The sequence below is a fragment of the Cellulosimicrobium cellulans genome (assembly GCF_006539945.1).
GTDB lineage: Bacteria > Actinomycetota > Actinomycetes > Actinomycetales > Cellulomonadaceae > Cellulosimicrobium > Cellulosimicrobium cellulans.
The window spans coordinates 143,739-162,894 of the sequence record NZ_BJNZ01000001.1; the positions used below are offsets into that span (position 1 = coordinate 143,739).

A 19,156-nucleotide genomic window follows, 5' to 3' on the forward strand; every position below is an offset into this window, starting at 1 on the left:
CGTCGGTCAGACGTCGCGCATGACCTCGGTGACGAAGCGGGCGGAGCGTTCGCGGAGGCCGTCGACCCGGAGCTCGACGAACAGCTCGCGCATCGACTCGTCGTCGCCCATCTCGGTGCGGGTGGGCGCGCGGCGCACGTTCTGCGAGCAGAGGAACTCGGTGCAGATGAGCGTGCCGACGGTGTTGCCGCGACGCCCCGCGGCGCCGGCGCGGCGCGCGACGTAGAGGCTCACGTCCTCCGTCACGACGACGTCCTCGCACCACGCGCAGACGGCGCGCTTGCGCATGCCGCCCGTCTTGGCGTCGGTCGAGCGCAGCAGGACGCCGCGCGGCTCGCCGTCGACCTCGACGACGGCGTACGCGAGCAGCGGCGCCTTGCGGTCGCGCCACCCGAGGTAGTCGAGGCGGTCCCAGTCGAGCGAGTCGAGCTCGGGGAGGGTCGCCTGCGCGGCCTCGCGCTTGGAGGCGTTGACGAACGACGCGCGGATCTGCTTCTCGGTCAGGGGAATCATGGGTTCAGGGCTTCCGTGTCGGTTCGGTCCCACCCTGCCCGACGGCGTGCGGTGGCGTAGGCGGTCGGCTCACGACGACGCGGGGTCGCCGTGGCGCACGACGGCGCCGCTCGGCCGAGGCGGGGAAGGCGGGGATGACGGCATGCCCGCACCGATCGTCGGAACCCGCTGAGTGCTGGGTATCTGTCGTGCTGACGTCCGTGCGACGACAGATGTCCACCACTCACGGGGCCTCGCCGGACGTCGGGTCGGCGTCCGGGTGTGGTCTCAGCGGGTGACGGTGCGGGAGGGGAGGGCGCCCGAGCAGGCCGCCATGGCCACCTCGCAGCCTGCGGTGCCGTGCATCCGCGTCTCCTCGTCCCGTGCGGTGCGCCGTCCGGCGCGACCTGTTCCCTGGTCGTGCCCGTCCGGCACGACGAACGGCTGCCCTCGGCAACCGTCACCCTCGATGGTGCGCCTCGCACACCGCCGTCGTCAACGTGATTGCGGTGACTCGGCACCGCCCGACCGTCGAGCCAGGGGTTCCTCCCCGGGGTGCGCTCCGTGCGGGAAGCGACCCCGGGTTCGGCGCGGGCGGCGTCCCCGGTGACCTCCGGCGACGGGGACGGGACGAAAGACGGCCGGTCCGAAGCGGTCGTGGGCGGGAGACTCGGAGGCTCCGCCACCCGTCGTCGAGGAGGATCCTCCGTGCCCGTCGCGCCCTCACCGTCCGAGACCGCCGCCCCCGTGGGGGAGCGCCTGGTGTCCGTCGAGGTGGTGGTGCCGTCCGGGGCGTTCTGGTCGGGCCCGGCGCGCAGCGTGACGGTCCCGACGGTGTCCGGGACGCTCGGGATCCTCGCGCGGCACCAGCCCGTCGCGGCGACGCTCAAGGCCGGACGCGTGCGGCTGCGCACGCCCGACCGTCCGACGGCGGAGCTGCGCATCGGCGGCGGCTTCCTCGTGGTCGACGACGACGAGGTGACGATCCTCGCCGACGACGCGACGTGGGTGCAGGCCCGGTAGCCCCTACGCGGGGTCGGAGCCCGGGCCGAGCTGCACGACGACGATCCGGTGCCCGTCGGGGTCGTCGACGTGCGCGAACCGGTCCCCGGACTCGGCGTCGGCGTCAGGGCCGACCAACGGCTCGACCCCCGCGGCGGCGAGCCGGGCGAGGGTCGCGTCGAGGTCGTCGACGTAGAGCACGAGGTTCGGCAGCCCGTGGCGCACGAGGGGTGCGCCGCCGACGGGGAGCGGGACGAGCCACAGCCCGGGCTCGTCGACGCGGCCGGGGCCGACGTGCAGCAGCGGGAACCCCTCGGTCTCGCCGCGGAACAGCGTCCCGAACCCGAACCCGTCCGCCCAGAACGCGGCGCTCGCGTCGAGGTCACGGCAGAGCAGGACCGTGCGGCCGATCGTCGTCGTCATGCGCCGAGCCTAGGCCGTGCCTCCGACGCCTCGCCCGCGACCTCCCGGGCGCACGTGCGCCGTCGGGCATACCGTGGACCGCATGACGACCGACGGCGGCATCCGCAGGACGATCAGCGACCTCGTGGCGCAGGAGCGCGAGCTCCGCGAGCAGCTCGCGCAGGGGGAGATCACCGGGGGGCAGGAGCACGAGCGGCTCCGCGCGATCGAGGTCGAGCTCGACCAGTGCTGGGACCTGCTGCGCCAGCGCGACGCCGCGCGCGAGTTCGGGAGCGACCCGGATGCGGCGACCGTGCGCGACCCCGGTACGGTGGAGAACTACCTGGACTGATCGTCGCCGACGACGACGTCCGGGCCCCCGCACCGACCTCAGAAGGAGAACGCCATGACCACGACCAGCGAGCAGGCGGCCGACAGCCCCCTCCCCACCGGGACGGAAGGCCGCGACATCCCCGGGCACGCGGGCGCGCTGGCGCGGTTCGTCGTCTCGTTCGCGCTGTTCGTCGGCGGCCTGGTCCTCATGGGGTCGGGCATGTCCGGCGTCGACGGCGGCGTGTGGCTCTTCGTCGGCGGCCTCGCCGCCTCCACGCTCGCGTTCGCCCTCCCGATGGCGGGCGCCGCGGAACGCTGATCCGTCCGCTCCCGCGCGGCGTCAGGTGGCGCCGCGCGGGAGCCTCCCTGGTCGCGACCGCCGCGGCGCACCTCTTCCGGCCGGCTACGCCCAGGCGCCCAGCAGGTCGTCTGCACCGAAGGCAAGGTCAGCACCGGCGGGAATCTCGCCCGATGGGCTGATGGCGACGATCCGTGCGTCAGCCGCCCGCGGGACCCGGTCGCGGACGGAGCGCAGTGCGCTGATCTCCCCGGCCGACACGCCGCGTTCCCGCCGCCACTTGATGGAACCGACCAGCGAAGAGCGGTCGCGTGTCATCGCGACCACGTCGACCTCGACACTGCCGTCCCGGGTCCACCACGGGTGCACCGCCTCGACCTCGGCCAGCCGCTCGTCGTCTCGCGACAGGAGGGTGAGCGCTTCTCGGACCACCGGTTCGATGCTTCGCCCTCGCCAGCTCGCCCAGTCGCGATCGAAGGCGGTGATGGCAAGGTCCTCTCGACCGCGCGAGATCTGCTCCACCCTCCGTTCGACGTAGCGGAACCAGAAGCGAAGGTACGGATCCGTGATCCGGTAGCGACGCAGTCGGCCCGCCGGTGCGGCCCACGCCGGGGCCTCGCGCTCGACGAGCGACTTCGTCTCCGTCAGGGTCTTGAGCGCCCGAGTCGTCGCGGTCTCCAGCGCCTTGCGTTCCGAGGAGTCCTGGATCGCGGAGAGCACGTCGCTGAACCCGGGGTTCGCCGTGTCGTCCGAGCCGATCGCCGCGAGCACCCGGTACGCGGCGGGTGCGTCGGGGAACTCGGCGTCGAGCGTCAGCCGCGCCGTCGCGACGAGCGGGCTGTAGGGGTCGGCCAGGGAGGCCCGGACGTACTCCTCGGTGCTCAGGCCCGACCTCGCGAGGTCGGTGACCAGTCGCGGGTACCCGCCCGTGACCAGGTAGGCGTCGAAGACGTCGAACGCGCTGCGGCGAGGGAGCGCGGACGCTACCTCGGCCGGGTCGAGCGGTGCGACGGCGCACGGGCGCAGACGCCCGAAGAGGGGGCGACCATGGGTCGCCAGCTGTTCCATCATCGCGACGTCGGAGCCGATGAGGACCAGCAGGATCGGGAGCTTCTCCAGCGTCCGGTCCCACTGGGCCTGCAGCTCACCCTCGAGGGTCGGATCGGCGGTGACCATCCACGGGAACTCGTCGAGAACGGCGATCACAGGTCCGGACCGTGCTGCGACGGCCAGGCGTCCGAACCATTCCCGCCACGAGGCGGCAGGCGTCTGGGTCAAGAGCTCGGCGTCCGGCAGTGGGCGGCGAGACTCGACGATCGCCCGGGTGGCGTCGTCGAGCTGACGCCGCAACGACGACCCGTAGATGCCGGGGACGTAGACGGACGGCACGTCCACCGACTCCACGAACTGTTCGACCAGGGTGGACTTGCCGACCTGCCGCCGCCCGCGCAGCGCGACGATCCGCCCGGTCCCGTGGCTGACCACGGCATCGAGGTGCGACCGGAGCGCGTCCATGCCCGTCGTGCGGCGCACCAAACCGTCATCGAAGGTAGCAGACATGCTCTGAAGCATACATTGCATGTAGGTAAAGAGTGTTCCCCTGCCAGAGCTCAGACCGGGGGCGAGGCGTCGTCCGGCGGGTGCCGCGGGCCGAGGTAGTGCCGGGGTCAGGACCCCGGCACTACCTCGTGGACGACTACGTCGCGAGCGTCGCGCGGACCGCCTTCGTCGCCGCGACGAGGTGCTCGAGCGACGGCACGGTCTCCTCGTAGCGGCGCGTCTTGAGGCCGCAGTCGGGGTTGACCCACACGACCTTCGGGTCGATCGACTTCACGGCGAGCTCCAGCAGCTCGGTGACCTCCTCCGTCGAGGGCACGCGCGGGCTGTGGATGTCGTAGACGCCCGGCCCGATGCCGCGCGCGTACCCGGCGTCGCGCAGCTCCGGCACGATCTCCATGCGGGAGCGCGCCGCCTCGACCGACGTCACGTCGGCGTCGAGGCCGTCGATCGCGCCGATGACCTCGCCGAACTCCGAGTAGCACAGGTGCGTGTGGATCTGCGTCGCCGCCTCCACGCCCGACGTCGCGAGCCGGAACGACCCGACCGACCAGTCGAGGTACGCGGGCTGGTCGGCCTTGCGCAGCGGCAGGAGCTCGCGCAGCGCGGGCTCGTCGACCTGGACGATCCCGATGCCGGCGGACTCGAGGTCCGCGATCTCGTCGCGCAGCGCGAGGCCCACCTGGTTCGCCGTGTCGCCGAGCGGCTGGTCGTCGCGCACGAACGACCACGCGAGGATCGTCACCGGCCCGGTGAGCATGCCCTTGACCGGCTTCTCGGTGAGCGATGCCGTGTACGACGACCACTCGACGGTGATCGGCGCCGGGCGCGTGACGTCGCCCCAGAGGATCGGCGGGCGCACGCAGCGCGACCCGTACGACTGCACCCAGCCGTTCGCCGTGACGGCGAACCCGTCGAGGTGCTCCGCGAAGTACTGCACCATGTCGTTGCGCTCCGGCTCGCCGTGCACGAGCACGTCGAGGCCCAGCTCCTCCTGGAGCGCGACGACGCGCGCGATCTCCTCACGCATCGTGGTCGTGTAGTCCGCGTCGGAGAGGTCGCCCTTGGTCCACTGCGCACGGGCGCGGCGGATCTCCGGCGTCTGCGGGAACGAGCCGATCGTGGTCGTCGGCAGCAGCGGCAGGTTCAGGCGCTCCTGCTGAGCCGCCGCGCGCTCGGCGTAGTCGCCGCGCGAGAAGTCCGCGTCGGTCAGCGCCGCGGCCCGCTCGCGCACCGCGGGCACGACGACGCCGCTCGCCTCCGCGCGGGACGCCACCGCCGCGCGGGACGCCTCGATCTGGGCCGCGACGGCGTCGCGACCCTCCGTGAGCGCGCGGGCGAGCGTCGCGACCTCGCCCACCTTCTGGTCGGCGAACGCGAGCCAGTCGCGCAGGCGCGGGTCGAGCGTCGTGCCCGACGCCGTCCCCGCCTCGGCGAACGCCTCGTCCTCCACGTCGTGCGGTACGTGCAGCAGCGACGTCGACGTGCCGACCGAGACCGCGCCGGCACCCAGGCCCTCCACGGCGTCGACGACCTCGAGCTTCGCCGCGAGGTCCGCGCGCCACACGTTGTGCCCGTCGATCACGCCCGCGACGAGCGTCTTGCCTGCGAGGCCGGGGACACCGCCGTCGGCTGCCGTCGGGACGGCGCCCTTGACGAGGTCGATCGCGATCGCGTCGACGTCGGTGCCCGCGAGGAGCGCGAGCCCGTCCCGCGCCGCCCCACCGGCGGTCTCGGCACCGGCCTGGAGCCCGCCGAACGGCGCCGCAAGAAGGATCGCGGGCCGCACCCCGACTGCCGAGCCCGGGGTTGCGGGCCAGCCGGCGGTCGGCGTGGCGTCCAACCCCGGGCTCGGCACGGGGCGGAGGTCGGTCGCGAGGGCGCGGTACGCCGACTTCACCGCGGCGGCGACGTCGGCGAACGGGACGTCGACCGAGTCGGTGACGAGGATCGGCTCGTCGAGCTGCACCCACGGCGCGCCGGCCGCGGCGAGCGCGCGCAGCAGGTCGGCGTAGGCGGCGACGACGTCGTCCAGGCGGTCGAGCGGCGAGAACCCGGCGGGAGCGTCGTCGGCGGGCTTGGACAGCGCGAGGAACGTCACCGGCCCGACGACGACGGGCCGCGTCACGACGCCAGCCTCCTGGGCCTCGACGAATTCCCGCACGACGCGGTCGTCCACGAACCGGATCGGGGTGTCCGGGCCGATCTCGGGCACGAGGTAGTGGTAGTTCGTGTCGAACCACTTGGTCATCTCGAGCGGGGCGTCGTCGCCCTGCCCCCGGGCCACGGTGAAGTAGCCCGCGAGGTCGAGGCGACCGGCGTCGTCGGTCAGCGACGCGAACCGCGACGGGACCGCCCCGAGGGCGGCGGCGACGTCGAGCACCTGGTCGTAGAAGGAGAACGACCCGGGGACGGACGCGTCGTCGGCGCCGAGGCCGAGGTCGACGAGCCGGCGGACGGTCGCGAGGCGCAGCTCGCGGGCAGTGGCCTCGAGCTCCTCGGCCGACGTCGTGCCGGCCCAGAACGCCTCGACGGCCTTCTTGAGCTCACGGCGACGCCCGATGCGCGGGTAGCCGAGCACGGTGCCGGCGGGGAACGCGGTGCCGACGGGAGGAGCGACCGGATTCTGGGTAGGGGAGGGTACGGAAGTGGCCATGATCGAAACCTCTTGCTGGTCCGGAGGACCGGTCAGACGGGCGTGCCGTGCGTGGCAGCGCTCGTCGTGGGCAGGGAGGTGCCGGTGACCCACGGCCCGCTGGCCAGGTCCGGGACGAGCGGGGCGGCGGCAGCGCTGGCGCTGCCCCCGGTCCCGCGCGACCCGCCGCCGAGGTGGACACCCTCGAGCAGGTCAAGTGCGGCGCGGTGCTTGTTGAACGTGTACACGTGCAGACCGGGCGCGCCCGCGTCGAGGACGCGCTGCGCGAGGTCGACGGTGTACGCGACCCCGTAGGCGTGCTGCGCCTCCGGGTCGGGCAGGGCGTCGAGCGCGTCCAGCAGGTGCTGGGGCGCGCGCACGCCCGTGAGCTCCTCGACGCGGCGGAGCCGCGCGGGCTCCGTCGTGGGCAGCAGCCCGGCGAGGATGGGGATCGTCACGCCGGCCGCGCGGGCCTCGGCGACGAAGTCGGTGTACGACGACGCGTCGTAGAAGAGCTGCGTGATCGCGAAGCTCGCGCCCGCCTGCTGCTTCTGCCACAGGCGGCGCACCTCCTGCGTGCGCGTCGTGCCCGCGGCGGGGTTGCCGTCGCAGAACGTCGCGACGGCGATCGTCAGCGGACGGGCAGCGCCGCGCAGCGCCGCGGCCGGGTCTGCCGCGCAGCGCGACGCCTCGACCTCGCGCAGGAGCGCGACGAGCTCGGTCGACGACCGGACGCCGTCGGGTGCGGGCTGCCAGTCCGGCTGGTCGCGCGGCGGGTCGCCCCGCAGCGCGAGGAAGCTGCGCACGCCCTCGTCGAGGAAGTCGTTGATGACCTCCTCGACGTCCTCGCGCGACGCCCCGACGCACGTGAGGTGCGCGATCGGCAGCACGGGCGTGCCCTGGAGCAGACGGCCGACGACCTGGCGTGCGGTCGCCCGGTCGGTCCCGGCCGCGCCGTACGTCACCGACACGAAGTCGGGGTGCGTCGCGACGAGCTGCCGCGCCGTCTCCCAGAACTTGGGCGCCGCGTCCGGGCGCCGCGGGGGCATGAGCTCGAACGAGACCGTCGGCCGTGCCGCCCCGCCGTGGGCCCGCCCGACGGCGTCCGCGACGCTCACGACGTCGCCCCGGCCGGGGTGCGTGCGTGCGCGACCGCCGTCGGGCACGTGCTGCCCGGACGGTGCGCGAAGGATGCCTCTGAGACCATTAGTCGCTCCATCGACCCTGGCGTTAGCACCTTTGTCCTCGGGAGGCTTCCGTCGGCGGGTTGCTGCGGTGTCGTCGAGCCAGGACTCTCGACCGCTCTGGATGGTTGCCACGATCCTACGACCCATCCGACATGCGGTCGAGGGCGCCCGCCAGGTGAGACGTCCCGTCGGCGGGTGATCCCTCCCGCCGCCCTCTAAGGTGAGTCGCGACTCGTCGACCGACCCGAGCACAGGAGCCCGCCGTGTACGCCACTCCCACCCGCCCGATGACGCAGGACGAGCTCGACCGGATCTGCCGGGTGTGGGCCGACTGCGGCAGCGACGACCCCACCGACCGGTGGCTCGAGCTCTGGGACGGCGGCGACGCCGACGACCACCCGGAGCAGCGCGACGCGATCGTCGCCATCGCGCGGGAGGTCGGCCTGGAGGCTGCGGTCGAGGACGGCGTCCTGCGCGTGCAGAAGACGCAGCAGCTCCACGACGAGATCGGCGCGCGCTGGATCTGACCAGGTCAGGGCTCCTGCGCTACAGATCTCACGCTCTCTACGCTACAGATCTCAGGCTCTGCACCGTCGTCAACGGCGCCGGAGCTCCGGGACGTGCAGGCGCCGAAGGAACCGGTCGGTACGCAGCGGCGGGCCGTGGCGGTCGAGGAGCGACACGACGACGACGGTCGCCGTCGCGAGCGGGATGGTCCACGCCGCGGGCTGGGCGAGCAGGGCGCGCACGACGCCGGGCAGACCGTCCGCCGTCGTGCCGGACGAGCCCGTCCCGTAGCCCGCGGCCACGAGCGCGGACGAGGCGAGCAGCGCCGTCGCGCACAGGACGGACCCCACGACCATCCCCGCCACCGCGCCGCGCGCGGTGAGGCGGCGCCACCACACGCCGAGCAGGATCACGGGCGACAGCGCGGAGGCGGCGAACACGAACACCGTCCCGACGCTCGTCACGAGGCCCTGGGGGATCGTGACGAGCGCGAACGCGAGCGGGATGAGCGTGCACGCGACCGCCGACCACCGGAACGACCGCACGGTCCCGCCGAACAGGTCCTGGCTCACGACGCCCGCGAGCGCCACCACGAGCCCCGACGAGGTGCCGAGGAACGCCGCGAACGCCCCGGCGACGACGAGGGCCGCGAGCAGCTCGCCGCCGAGGCCGGGCACGAGGCGGGTCGGCAGGGTGAGCACCACGGTGTCGGCGACCCCGGGCGTCGCGAGGTCGGGCGCGACGACCCGGGCGACGAGGCCGAGCGTGCTCGACACCATGTAGAAGACGCTGATCATCACGAGCACGACGACGGTCGTGCGACGGGCCGAGCCGCCGTCGGGCGAGGTGTAGAAGCGCACGAGGACGTGCGGCAGGCCGGTCGTGCCGAGCAGCAGCGCGAGCAGGAGCGAGACGGTTGCGTACGCGTCGAGGCCGCCGGGCCCGGCGTCGTGGGGGAACACGGCGGCGGGGTCGAACGTGACGGTCGCGCCGCCGGGCTCGAACGCCCCGCCGAGCGCCATGAGCACGAACACGAGGGGCAGCGCGAGCGCGGTGAGCTTGACCCAGAACTGGAACGCCTGGACGAACGTGATGGAGCGCATGCCGCCCGCCGCGACGACCGCGCTCACGACGACCGCGATCCCCACCGACCCGACCCACGGCGGCACGGGCGCGACGCTCGTGATGACGAGCGCCGCGCCGTGGAGCTGCGGCACCACGTAGAGCCACCCGATGACGAGCACGAGGACGCTCGTGACGCGGCGCGCGACGACGGAGTCGAGCCGGGCGTGGACGAAGTCGGGGATCGTGTAGGCGCCGCTGCGGCGGAGCGGGCCGGCGACGAACAGCAGGACGAGCAGGTAGCCCGCCGCGTACCCGACGGGGAACCAGAACGCCTCGGCGCCGGAGAGCAGCACGAGCCCCGAGAGGCCGAGGAACGTGCCCGCGGACAGGTACTCGCCGCTGATCGCCGACGCGTTCCACACCGGGCGCACCGTGCGCGACGCGACGAAGAAGTCGCTCGTGGTGCGGGAGATGCGCAGGCCGTAGAACCCGATGAGGCCGGTCGCGAGCAGGAGCAGCCCGATCGCGACGAGGGGCAGCGCGCTCACGGGGCGCCTGCCTCGTCGGGGACTGCCTCGTCCGGCCCGGCCTCGCCGGGCCCTGCCGATCCCTCGGCGAGCGCGCGGTACCGGCGCTCGTTGCGCGCCGCCGCGACGGCGAACACGACCGCGAACGCGACGATCACGGGGTAGAAGCCGTACGCGTGCACGATCCAGGGGAGCGGGACGCCGAGGATCACCACGGCGTCCAGGGCGGGCACCGCGCTCATCGTCACCGTGAGCAGGGTGACGACCACGAGGAACGAGACCACGCACGCGAGCCCGAGCCGGAGCTGCGCGCGGACGAGGCCGCGCGTGTAGTGGGCCACGTCGTCGTCCGGCTCCTCGGGGCGACCTCGCGAGGTGTCCGACGGCGGCCCGGTGTCGGGCCGCGCGTCCGTCGACCGGACGCGCACGCGCCCCCGGCCGAGCGCTGCGTCCGCGGCCGAGTGCTGCGTCCCTGGACGCAGCGCTGGAGCGGGAACGCATCCGTCGCCGGACGAGGTCGGGTCCGACGACGGGTCCGAGCCGGTCACGACGGACCCCGGTGGGGGCCGAGCAGCGCCTCGCGCACCGCCGGGACCATGCGGCGGCTCACCGGGACCTCGTGGCCCGCGACGACGAGCGCGGGCTGCGCGCCGCCGAACCGCGCCGCGGTCACGGCCGCGCGGTCCACGAGGTACGACCGGTGGACGCGCAGGAACCCGGCGGGGGCCCAGCGCTCCTCCAGGTCGGACAACGGCTCGCGCACGAGGAACTGCTCGGTGTCCGTCACGAGGCGCGAGTAGTCGCCCTGGGCCTGGACCCACCGGACGGCGCTGCGCCGGACGAGGCGCGTCGTCGTCCCGACGGTCACGACGAGCGTCTCGTCCTCCGGCGCCTCGGGGCCCGGCCGGGAGGGGGCGCCCGTCGGGGCTCCGCCCGTCGGCGGTGTCGACGCGCCGTCCGGTACGGCGCCGGGAGCACCGCCCCGCCCGGCGCGGTCCGCGACCCGCTCCACGACGCGGTCGACAGCACGCGTCAGGCGCTCGCGGCGCACGGGCTTGAGCACGTAGTCGACCGCCTCGACGTCGAACGCCTCGAGCGCGCGGGCCTCGTCGGCGGTGACGAACACGACGGCGGGCCGGTCGGCGAAGCGCGAGAGCGCACGGGCGAGGTCGAGGCCGGTGAGGCCGGGCATGTGGATGTCGAGGAACGCCGCGTCGACCGTGCGCGAGGAGAGCTCGCGCAGCGCCTCCGAGCCGGTCGCGACCCCGATCACGGTCCGCACGCGCGGGTCGCGCCGCAGCAGGGCGACGAGCTCGTCGAGCACGGGCCGTTCGTCGTCGGCGACGAGCACGTCGAGCCCGACGTCGGCCGGGTCGTCCTCGGACGCGGCGCCGGGGCTCGCCGGGCGGCGCGGCGGCTGGGCAGGCGTCCGCCCGCCCGCCGGGCCGGGTGTCGGGTCGGTGCCGGTCACGGCACGCTCACCTCCGTCTCGTGCAAGGGCTGGGACCGCGGCACGCGCAGGCGCACGAGCGTGCCGGAGCCGGGCGCGGTCTCGATGTCGAGCGCGTGGTCGTCGCCGTAGAGCTGGCGCACACGTCGGTCGACGTTGCGCAGGCCCACGTGCTCGCTGCCGCGGGACGTGAGGAGCTCGCGCACGACGGAGGGGTCCATGCCGACGCCGTCGTCCTCGACGGTGATCTCGGTCTGGGTGCCCTCGTCGCGCGCGGTGATGACGATCGTGCCGCCGCGCTCCCGGGGCTCCAGCCCGTGCCGGACCGCGTTCTCGACGAGCGGCTGCACCGACAGGAACGGGATGACGGTCGTCAGCGACTCGGGCGCGATCTGGAGGGTCACGGCGAGGCGCTCGCCGAACCGGGCGCGCTCCAGCTCGACGTAGGAGTGGATGGAGCGCAGCTCGTCCGCGAGGGTCGTGAAGTCGCCGCGGCCCCGGAACGAGTAGCGCGTGAAGTCGGCGAAGTCGAGCACGAGGTCACGCGCCCGCTCCGGGTCCGTGCTGATGAACGACGCGATGGCGCCGAGCGCGTTGTAGACGAAGTGCGGGCTGATCTGGGCGCGCAGAGCGCGCAGCTCGGCCTGCGCGAGCGCGGTGCGCGACGCTTCCAGCTCGCCCAGCTCGAGCTGGGCCGAGCACCACTGCGCGACCTCGCCCGTCGCGCGCACGAGCGGCGGGCGGACCGTGCCCGCGAACGCGACGACGACGCCCGCGACGCGCCCGCCCGCGACGACGGGCGCCCCGACGGCGTCCGCGACGTCGCCGCCCTCGTGCCCGGCGGTCCCGCTCTCGACGTGCCGCCGACCGGTGGCGAGCACGCGCTCGGCGACCCGGCGCGCGTCGGGCTCGAGGGTCGTGCTGCCGTCGAGCGCGACCGCGCCCTCGGCGGTGATCACGGCGAGCGCGTCGGCGCCGAGGAGCTGTCGCAGCGAGCGGGCGGCGCGGCCGACGTCGTCGCCGTCGAGCCCGCCGCGCAGGTGCGTCGCGGCGCGCGACGCGAGGTGCAGGGTGCGGAACGTGGCGCGGTCCGAGTCGCTCCCGAGCTCGCGCGACCCCCGCGCGAGCCGCCAGGCGAGCACGAGCCCGAGGGTGAGCAGCACGCCCACGACGAGACCGGCGGCGGCGCCGGCGAATACGGGCCCGGACATGCAGCGATCGTAACCAGCGTCACGTCGTCTCCCGGCCCCTCCGGAGATAAGGTGAGGCAAACCTACGCGTGAAGAAGGAAACCCTGTGCCGATCTCCCGGACCGCATCGTCCAGCCCCCGCGTGCGCCGCGGCGCCCTCGCGGGTGCGCTCGTGCTCGCCTCCGCCCTGCTCACGGCCTGCTCGTCGGGCCCGGCGGAACCCGCGCCGACGGCGACGGTGGACGCCACCGCCGCGGGGTACGCCGTCGAGCACGCGCGCGGGACCGCCGAGCTCGCGGCGGCGCCGCAGCGCGTCGTGACGCTCGAGCCCGTGGAGACGGACACCGCGGTCGCGCTCGGCGTCGTCCCGGTCGGTGCCGCCGTGCTGAGCGTCGAGACCGGCGTGCCGGCGTACCTCGGCGAGGACGCGCAGGCGATCGAGGTCGTGGGCACGGTGCCCGAGCCGAGCCTCGAGGCCATCGCCGCGCTCGAGCCGGACCTCATCCTCGGCACGGAGTCGCGCCACGCCGACCTCTATGACCAGCTCGCGGGGATCGCGCCGACCGTCTTCATGGCGACGCAGACCGACCCCTGGCAGGAGAACGTGCTGCTCGTGGGTCGCGCGCTCGGCCGCGAGACCGACGCGCAGGCCCTGCTGGACGCCTACGACGAGCGGTGCGCCCAGCTCCAGGAGGACTACGACGTCACCGGGACGGCGCAGCTCCTGCGCCCCCGCGACGGCATCGTGTCCGCCTACGGCCCGCGGTCGTTCGCGGGCAGCACGCTCGAGTGCGTCGGGTTCTCGACGCCGGAGCAGGACTGGGGCGAGGACATCTCGGTCGACCTGTCGCCCGAGCGCGTGACCGAGGCCGCCGCCGACCTCGTCCTCGTCTCTGCCGCCGACCCGGCCGACCCGGCCGCGGTCCCGGCCGAGATCCCGCTCAACGCGGGTGCGTTCCCCGACGTGCGCGTCGTCGACCAGTCGTACTGGATCAGCGGCGTCGGCCCGCTCGGTGGCCAGGCCGTGCTCGACGACGTCGAGCAGTTCCTCCAGGACCGTGCCGGGTCCTGACCGGCCGGCCGGGTCCTCGGGCCCGGTCGGGAGCCCGGCAGGGGGCGCGGCCGGGTGCCGGTTCCACCGGTCGCCCAACGTGCTCTTCCCGACGACGGTCGCGCGCGTGCACGACGTCGGCCCGCGCCTCGTGCGCGTGACCCTCGCCGGTCCCGACCTGGCGGGGTGCGCCGACGTCGGGCTCGACCAGCGCGTGAAGATCCTGCTCCCCGGGCCGGGTGCGGACGAGCTCGCCCGGCGTGCGGGGCTCGCGTCCGAGAGCGCGTGGCGGCGTGAGTGGTCCGCGCTCGACGACGACGTGCGGCCGGTGATGCGCTCGTACACGCCCGTGGCCGTGCGGGCGCAGGACGCCGAGGTGGACCTCGACCTGTACCTGCACGAGCCCGCCGGACCCGCGAGCGCGTGGGCGCGGCGGGCGGCGCCCGGGGACCGGGTGCTGCTCTCCGCCCCGCACGCGCGGTTCGGCGTGACCGACCACGGCACCCAGTGGGACCCGGGGCCCGCCGTCGGGCAGGTGCTCCTCGTCGCCGACGAGACCTCCGCGCCCGCGGTACGCGGGATCCTCGCGAGCCTCGGCCCCGACGTCCGGGCGCACGTGCTCGTCGAGGCCGACGACCCGGCGGACGCCCCGCTCGGGGACGTGACCGCGACCGTGCGCGTCGAGCACGTGCCCCGCGCGCGACGCGGCGGTGCCGAGCGGGCGGTGCTGGGCGCCGTCCGCGGCTGGGTCGCGGAGCACGGCCGGTCCGCGTCCGCTGCGGGCCACGGCTTCTACGCGTGGTGCGCGACGGAGAGCGCCACGGTCGCGCGCGTCCGGGCCGAGCTCGTGGCGGCAGGCGTGGCGCGGTCGCGCGTGCACGCCCAGGGCTACTGGCACGACCGCGCCCGGCCGGACGCGGCCATCACACGAGGAGCGCGACCATGACGACGAACGCGACCAGGAAGAACAGCAGCACGCCGAGCCCGACGAGCAGGCCCAGCGCGACCGGGTGCGCCTGACGCCACGGCACGAGCCGGGGGTCCATCGCCCGCAGCTGCACGGGCGTGATCGGCTGGTGGATCGGGTGGAGCGGGACGCCGCGGTGCGCGAGGTCGAGCGCGACGGCCGAGAGCTGGTCGCGGTCCCACATCTGCCCGACGAGCAGGGCCAGGCGCTTCGTCGGCCCCACGACGATGAGGTGGTGCGTCGGCGTCGTGCCCCCGAACCCCATGCTGTCGACCGTGACGACACGCTCGATCTCGGCGACGGTGAAGCGTCGTGGCCGGCCCCAGCCCTGGACCGTCACGGACCCGTCGCCGAACGTGACGCGGGAGCGGTCGGTGAGACGGCGCGCGAGCACGTACGTCAGCGGGATCATCGCGAGCACGACGCACGCGTACCCGACCGCGAGGGCGAGGTTGCGCGTGCTGATCCCCAGGGAGACCGCCGTCAGCCCGAGGATCGGCACGAGGATCGCGACGAACATGAGGTTGGCGCGCACCACGCGGCGCTTGGCGTCGTCGTGCAAGGTCAGCTCCGTCACGGGCGGCATCGTCCCACGGTGCCCCGCCCTCGCGCCGGGCAGCCCGCCCGCACGGCGCACGACGTCGTCGGCGTGTGCGCGTCCTGGGCCGACGGCACGCCGCCCGCAGCCTTCCGCTCAGGAGCCGCGGAACAGGCGCTTGCGCGACCGCGGGTCGCCGGGGGAGCCGGCGGGCAGGTCGTAGGCGCTCGTCCACACCGGGACGTCGTCGGGCGGGAGCGCCCCGGCGCGGACCGCGACCTCGTGCAGGTGCCGCGCGACGGCACCGAAGCTCTCGCGGCAGGAGAGCTGGCCCTCGACGAGGGAGAGCGTGACGACGGTGCGGTGCGCGGCGCCGTCGGGCCGGACCGTCGCGACGGCCCGCCCGTGGGAGAAGAACGCCGCCGCGCGCGGGGTGACGAGGCGGAGCACGTCGAGGTCGTCGAGGAAGAACGCGCGGGCCGCGCCCCCGACCTCCCACAGCGACGCGCCCTCGCGGTGCGCGACGTCGGACGCCCGGCGCTTCCAGCGCAGCGCGCCGAACGCGGCGGCGACCCACCCCGCCGCCGTCTCGGGGTCGGTGGCGAGCACGAGGGTGCACGCGGAGAAGGTCCCCCGCGGCGGGTCGGACGTGATGCGGACGGGAGGGCGAGCCACGCGCGTCACCGTAGCCCGTCCGAGCCGGGCCTCTCACCGAGGTCGGCGAGCGCCCGGAGCAGCACGTCGTGACCGGACCGGGCGGCCCCGGGCAGCCAGGCGGCGAAGACGGCACCGAACGCGAGGGGGAGGAGCGCGACGAGCCACGCGACCCCGCTCTGGTAGACGGCACCGAGGGAAGCGATCCCGACGGCCGCGGCGAGCCAGATCGCGACCAGGGCGAGGTCCAGCCCGCTCGGGGCCACCGCCCCGCGCACGCGGACGCCGTCGGGCTCCTCGGTGAGACGGGCGCGCAGCACGCTGTGCCCGCTCGCGTGCGTGCCGGGGGCCCAGCGGCGCGCGACGAGCACGTCGTCGCGCACGCGGACCCGGACCTCCTGCCGCCGGGGGAGCTCCGCGGCGCGCCGGCGGACGTCGGAGGTCGAGACCCGCGGCAGGAGCAGGTCGAAGGGGACGCGGAGCACGGCGCCGAGCCTAGGCCGTCAGCAGCAGCGCGACCCCGGGTTGGCGTCCTGCTCGGCGTGCCGCATGCGCCAGAACTCGCGCTCGGTCATGACGACGCCGCCCGGGTGCACCGCGCGCTGGTGCGCGGCGTAGGTCGCGTACGCGTCGTCGCCCATCACCTGCCGCACGTACCAGCGGACGGCGCGGAGCCCCGCCACGACGGTCGCGCGGACCGTCGTGGCGGGACCCTGCGAGCCCTGCGGCACCGTCACCGGTGCCCCGTCGCGGCAGGACGCTTCTCGGGCGGCAGCGCCGCCCACTCCTTCTGGATCTCCTTCTCGGCCTTCGTCGCGAACAGGTCGGCCGGGGCGAAGCGGCGCGACACCACGGGCGGGTCCTCGTGGTTCGTGCCGCCGCCGACGCGCAGCGCCTTCGCGGTCACGAGGACCGACGCGACGATGACGACGATCGCGAGGACGACGAACACGATCGAGAGCGTGCCCTGGACGAACGTGTTGCGGACCACCGCCTCCATCGCCTCGACCGAGCCCGCCGTGCCGAACGACGTCTCGCCCGCGGCGAGCGCGTCCTTGAACGCGTTGTGGTTGGCCCAGTACCCGACCGCGGGGACGGGGGAGAAGATCTTCTCGATCGACGCCCAGATGGTGATGACCGCGGTGAACGCGAGCGGCGCCGCGACGATCCACAGCCAGCGCTGGTAGCTGCGGCCGCGCTTGGCGACGATCGCCAGCACGACGGCGAGCGCGATGGCCGCGAGGAGCTGGTTCGCGATGCCGAAGAGCGGGAAGAACGTGTTGATGCCGCCGAGCGGGTCGGTGACGCCGAGGTAGAGGATGCTGCCCCACCCGGCGACCATGATCGCGGTGCACAACCACACGCCCGGCCGCCACGTCACGTCCCGGAACCTGGGCGCCACGTTGCCGATCGTGTCCTGGAGCATGAACCGCGCGACGCGCGTGCCGGCGTCGACGGCCGTGAGGATGAACAGTGCCTCGAACATGATCGCGAAGTGGTACCAGAAGCCCATCATCGCGGTGCCGCCCACGAGCTGCTGCATGATGTGCGCGAGGCCGAGCGCGAGCGTCGGGGCGCCGCCCGTGCGAGACACGATCGACGGTTCACCGACGGCCGCGGCCGTGGACGTGAGCATGTCCGGCGTCAGGTCGACCCCCATGAGGCCGAGCCCGTTGACGAACGCGACCGCGCCCTCGACGGTGCCGCCCGTGGCGGCCGCGGAGGAGTTCATCGCGAAGTAGATCCCGCGGTCGATCGAGATCGCGGCGACGAGCGCCATGATCGCGACGAACGACTCCATGAGCATGCCGCCGTAGCCGATGAAGCGCGTCTGGCGCTCCTTCTCGACGAGCTTGGGCGTCGTGCCCGACGCGATGAGGGCGTGGAACCCGGACAGGGCACCGCACGCGATCGTCACGAAGAGGAAGGGCCAGAGCGCTCCGGACACCACCGGGCCGGTCTCGCCGCTCGCGAACTCGCTGATCGCGGGGACGGTGATCTCCGGCCGCACGACGATCACCGCGACGGCGAGGACGACGATGACGCCGACCTTCATGAACGTCGACAGGTAGTCGCGCGGGGCGAGCAGGAGCCACACCGGCAGCACGGCGGCGACGAAGCCGTAGACGATCACGCCGACCGCGATGGTCGTGCGGTCGAGGGTGAAGAGGTCGGCGCCCCAGGCGGTGTCGGCGATCCAGCCGCCGCCGATGATCGCGGCGAGCAGCAGGACGAAGCCGATGACCGAGACCTCGGTGATCTTGCCCGGGCGGAGGTAGCGCAGGTACACGCCCATGAAGAGCGCGATGGGGATGGTCATCGAGACGGAGAAGACGCCCCACGGGCTCTCGCCGAGCGCGTTGACGACGACGAGCGCGAGGATCGCGACGATGATGATCATGATGAGCAGCGACGCGACGATCGCGGCGGTGCCGCCCACGCGGCCCAGCTCCTGGCGCGCCATCTGGCCGATGGTCCGTCCGCCGCGGCGCATGGAGAAGAACAGGACGAGGTAGTCCTGCACCGCGCCCGCGAGCACGACGCCGACGATGATCCAGATCGTGCCCGGCAGGTACCCCATCTGCGCGGCGAGCACCGGGCCGACGAGCGGGCCCGCCCCGGCGATCGCGGCGAAGTGGTGGCCGAAGAGCACGTGGCGGTCGGTCGGGACGTAGTCCTTGCCGTCCTCGCGAGACTCGGCGGGGGTCGCCCGCCGGTCGTCGGGGCGCGTGATGTAGCGCTCGATGACCTTGGAGTAGAAGCGGTACCCGATGAGGTAGGTGCAGACGGCCGCGAACACGAACCAGATCGCGTTGACGGTCTCGCCGCGGACGACCGCGAGCATGACCCAGGCGATGCCGCCGAGCAGCGAGATCGCGGCCCACAGGGCGATCTTCTGCGGCGTCCAGCGGGTCCGCGTCTGCGCTCCGGGGGCGGAGTCGGGCACTGCGGTGGGGGGCAGCGACGGGTCCGGCACGATCTCCGGCTCGTCGGGGGCGGCGTTCCGCGCCGCGCGGGTGTCTGTCGTCATCGAGCCTCTCCAGGGTCGCGTCGTTGCGTCCGACCACGGAAGGCTAGGGAGCCCGCGAGGGGGTGATCCAGGTCACGTCGACCGGCGGTCGAGGTGTGCGACGAACGGTGGCCCGCGTGCGACGAACGGTGGCCGCCGAGCGTCCCCGAGAGCCGGGATACGTTCGATCCGTCCCGCCGGAGGTGCCTGTGCCGATGCCGTCCCTGCGTCACCCCGCTCGTCACGCACGTCGCGACCCGCCGCGGCGCTCGCTGCACCGGCGCGGCCGAG

The 19,156-nt window shown here is 74.3% G+C and carries 20 protein-coding genes and 1 riboswitch; of the genes, 6 read left to right on the top strand and 14 right to left on the bottom strand.

Annotation, left to right across the window (positions count from 1 at the left end):
* Positions 1-6: 6 nt before the first annotated feature.
* The gene (locus CCE02nite_RS00585) at positions 7-513 is read right to left on the bottom strand and encodes an FBP domain-containing protein (RefSeq protein ID WP_141387185.1); all 507 of its coding nucleotides are present in this window, start codon (positions 511-513) and stop codon (positions 7-9) included.
* A gap of 687 nt (positions 514-1,200) precedes the next feature.
* Between CCE02nite_RS00585 and atpC the strand changes: the two genes are divergently transcribed.
* Positions 1,201-1,515: an ATP synthase F1 subunit epsilon gene (gene atpC / locus CCE02nite_RS00590; protein ID WP_170227159.1), complete on the top strand. Its 315-nt coding sequence runs from the start codon at positions 1,201-1,203 to the stop codon at positions 1,513-1,515.
* Positions 1,516-1,518: 3 nt separating this feature from the next.
* On the opposite strand, the gene CCE02nite_RS00595 is transcribed toward atpC, so the two are convergent.
* Positions 1,519-1,917, bottom strand: coding sequence for a VOC family protein (locus CCE02nite_RS00595; protein WP_141387189.1), 399 nt, complete (start codon positions 1,915-1,917; stop codon positions 1,519-1,521).
* Between the two features lie 82 nt (positions 1,918-1,999).
* On the opposite strand from CCE02nite_RS00595, the gene CCE02nite_RS00600 reads away from it, so the two are divergent.
* Both CCE02nite_RS00600 and CCE02nite_RS00605 read left to right on the top strand, forming a co-directional pair.
* Positions 2,000-2,248, top strand: a complete 249-nt coding sequence (locus CCE02nite_RS00600) for a DUF2630 family protein (protein ID WP_141387191.1) — start codon at positions 2,000-2,002, stop codon at positions 2,246-2,248.
* A 54-nt stretch (positions 2,249-2,302) separates the two neighbouring features.
* A complete protein-coding gene (locus tag CCE02nite_RS00605) occupies positions 2,303-2,548 on the top strand; it encodes a hypothetical protein (RefSeq protein ID WP_255318551.1) in 246 nt (81 codons plus the stop codon).
* Positions 2,549-2,632: 84 nt separating this feature from the next.
* On the opposite strand, the gene CCE02nite_RS00610 is transcribed toward CCE02nite_RS00605, so the two are convergent.
* The 3 genes from CCE02nite_RS00610 to CCE02nite_RS00620 all read right to left on the bottom strand — a co-directional run bounded on the left by CCE02nite_RS00610 (position 2,633) and on the right by CCE02nite_RS00620 (position 7,837).
* Positions 2,633-4,087, bottom strand: a complete 1,455-nt coding sequence (locus tag CCE02nite_RS00610) for an ATP-binding protein (protein WP_170227160.1) — start codon at positions 4,085-4,087, stop codon at positions 2,633-2,635.
* 136 nt (positions 4,088-4,223) lie between these two features.
* Positions 4,224-6,740, bottom strand: coding sequence for a 5-methyltetrahydropteroyltriglutamate--homocysteine S-methyltransferase (gene metE, locus CCE02nite_RS00615; protein WP_141387195.1), 2,517 nt, complete (start codon positions 6,738-6,740; stop codon positions 4,224-4,226).
* A 32-nt stretch (positions 6,741-6,772) separates the two neighbouring features.
* Positions 6,773-7,837: a methylenetetrahydrofolate reductase gene (locus CCE02nite_RS00620; RefSeq protein WP_255318552.1), complete on the bottom strand. Its 1,065-nt coding sequence runs from the start codon at positions 7,835-7,837 to the stop codon at positions 6,773-6,775.
* A gap of 94 nt (positions 7,838-7,931) precedes the next feature.
* Positions 7,932-8,034: riboswitch (SAM riboswitch) on the bottom strand.
* Positions 8,035-8,169: 135 nt separating this feature from the next.
* Here CCE02nite_RS00620 and CCE02nite_RS00625 point away from each other — a divergent pair.
* Positions 8,170-8,433, top strand: coding sequence for a hypothetical protein (locus tag CCE02nite_RS00625; protein WP_087470335.1), 264 nt, complete (start codon positions 8,170-8,172; stop codon positions 8,431-8,433).
* A gap of 69 nt (positions 8,434-8,502) precedes the next feature.
* Here the strand turns inward: CCE02nite_RS00625 and CCE02nite_RS00630 are convergent, their stop codons facing one another.
* The 4 genes from CCE02nite_RS00630 to CCE02nite_RS00645 all read right to left on the bottom strand — a co-directional run bounded on the left by CCE02nite_RS00630 (position 8,503) and on the right by CCE02nite_RS00645 (position 12,666).
* Positions 8,503-10,026: a sodium/solute symporter gene (locus CCE02nite_RS00630; RefSeq protein ID WP_141387197.1), complete on the bottom strand. Its 1,524-nt coding sequence runs from the start codon at positions 10,024-10,026 to the stop codon at positions 8,503-8,505.
* A complete protein-coding gene (locus CCE02nite_RS00635) occupies positions 10,023-10,346 on the bottom strand; it encodes a heavy metal transporter (protein ID WP_141387199.1) in 324 nt (107 codons plus the stop codon). Before CCE02nite_RS00635 ends, CCE02nite_RS00630 begins: the two co-directional genes overlap by 4 nt.
* Positions 10,347-10,549: 203 nt before the next feature.
* Positions 10,550-11,356: a LytR/AlgR family response regulator transcription factor gene (locus CCE02nite_RS00640; protein ID WP_141387544.1), complete on the bottom strand. Its 807-nt coding sequence runs from the start codon at positions 11,354-11,356 to the stop codon at positions 10,550-10,552.
* Between the two features lie 116 nt (positions 11,357-11,472).
* Entirely contained in the window at positions 11,473-12,666 is a 1,194-nt protein-coding gene (locus CCE02nite_RS00645) for a sensor histidine kinase (protein ID WP_141387201.1), read from the bottom strand.
* An 85-nt stretch (positions 12,667-12,751) separates the two neighbouring features.
* On the opposite strand from CCE02nite_RS00645, the gene CCE02nite_RS00650 reads away from it, so the two are divergent.
* A complete protein-coding gene (locus CCE02nite_RS00650; RefSeq protein ID WP_218026987.1) occupies positions 12,752-13,717 on the top strand; it encodes an ABC transporter substrate-binding protein in 966 nt (321 codons plus the stop codon).
* A 79-nt stretch (positions 13,718-13,796) separates the two neighbouring features.
* Entirely contained in the window at positions 13,797-14,642 is an 846-nt protein-coding gene (locus tag CCE02nite_RS00655; RefSeq protein WP_218026988.1) for a siderophore-interacting protein, read from the top strand.
* Here the strand turns inward: CCE02nite_RS00655 and CCE02nite_RS00660 are convergent.
* From CCE02nite_RS00660 to CCE02nite_RS00680, 5 genes are all read right to left on the bottom strand, one after another.
* On the bottom strand, positions 14,620-15,240 hold the full coding sequence (locus tag CCE02nite_RS00660; RefSeq protein WP_141387205.1) for a hypothetical protein: 621 nt from the start codon (positions 15,238-15,240) through the stop codon (positions 14,620-14,622). The two genes, CCE02nite_RS00655 and CCE02nite_RS00660, sit on opposite strands and share 23 nt — an antisense overlap.
* A gap of 117 nt (positions 15,241-15,357) precedes the next feature.
* On the bottom strand, positions 15,358-15,876 hold the full coding sequence (locus tag CCE02nite_RS00665; RefSeq protein WP_141387207.1) for a hypothetical protein: 519 nt from the start codon (positions 15,874-15,876) through the stop codon (positions 15,358-15,360).
* Positions 15,877-15,881: 5 nt separating this feature from the next.
* Positions 15,882-16,340, bottom strand: coding sequence for a hypothetical protein (locus tag CCE02nite_RS00670; RefSeq protein ID WP_141387209.1), 459 nt, complete (start codon positions 16,338-16,340; stop codon positions 15,882-15,884).
* 18 nt (positions 16,341-16,358) lie between these two features.
* Positions 16,359-16,592 (bottom strand): YbdD/YjiX family protein, encoded by a 234-nt coding sequence (locus CCE02nite_RS20850; RefSeq protein ID WP_308463672.1) that lies wholly within the window; start codon positions 16,590-16,592, stop codon positions 16,359-16,361.
* A complete protein-coding gene (locus CCE02nite_RS00680) occupies positions 16,589-18,886 on the bottom strand; it encodes a carbon starvation CstA family protein (RefSeq protein WP_141387211.1) in 2,298 nt (765 codons plus the stop codon). Before CCE02nite_RS00680 ends, CCE02nite_RS20850 begins: the two co-directional genes overlap by 4 nt.
* Between the last annotated feature and the right edge of the window lie 270 nt (positions 18,887-19,156).

Bases quoted from the DNA above. Each gene is read 5' to 3' on its own strand.
- CCE02nite_RS00680 (WP_141387211.1), bottom strand. From the start codon at position 18,886: ATGACGACAGACACCCGCGCGGCGCGGAACGCCGCCCCCGACGAGCCG.
- CCE02nite_RS00610 (WP_170227160.1), bottom strand. From the start codon at position 4,087: ATGTCTGCTACCTTCGATGACGGTTTGGTGCGCCGCACGACGGGCATG.
- CCE02nite_RS00595 (WP_141387189.1), bottom strand. From the start codon at position 1,917: ATGACGACGACGATCGGCCGCACGGTCCTGCTCTGCCGTGACCTCGAC.
- CCE02nite_RS00645 (WP_141387201.1), bottom strand. From the start codon at position 12,666: ATGTCCGGGCCCGTATTCGCCGGCGCCGCCGCCGGTCTCGTCGTGGGC.
- CCE02nite_RS00585 (WP_141387185.1), bottom strand. From the start codon at position 513: ATGATTCCCCTGACCGAGAAGCAGATCCGCGCGTCGTTCGTCAACGCC.
- CCE02nite_RS00605 (WP_255318551.1), top strand. From the start codon at position 2,303: ATGACCACGACCAGCGAGCAGGCGGCCGACAGCCCCCTCCCCACCGGG.
- metE (WP_141387195.1), bottom strand. From the start codon at position 6,740: ATGGCCACTTCCGTACCCTCCCCTACCCAGAATCCGGTCGCTCCTCCC.
- CCE02nite_RS00600 (WP_141387191.1), top strand. From the start codon at position 2,000: ATGACGACCGACGGCGGCATCCGCAGGACGATCAGCGACCTCGTGGCG.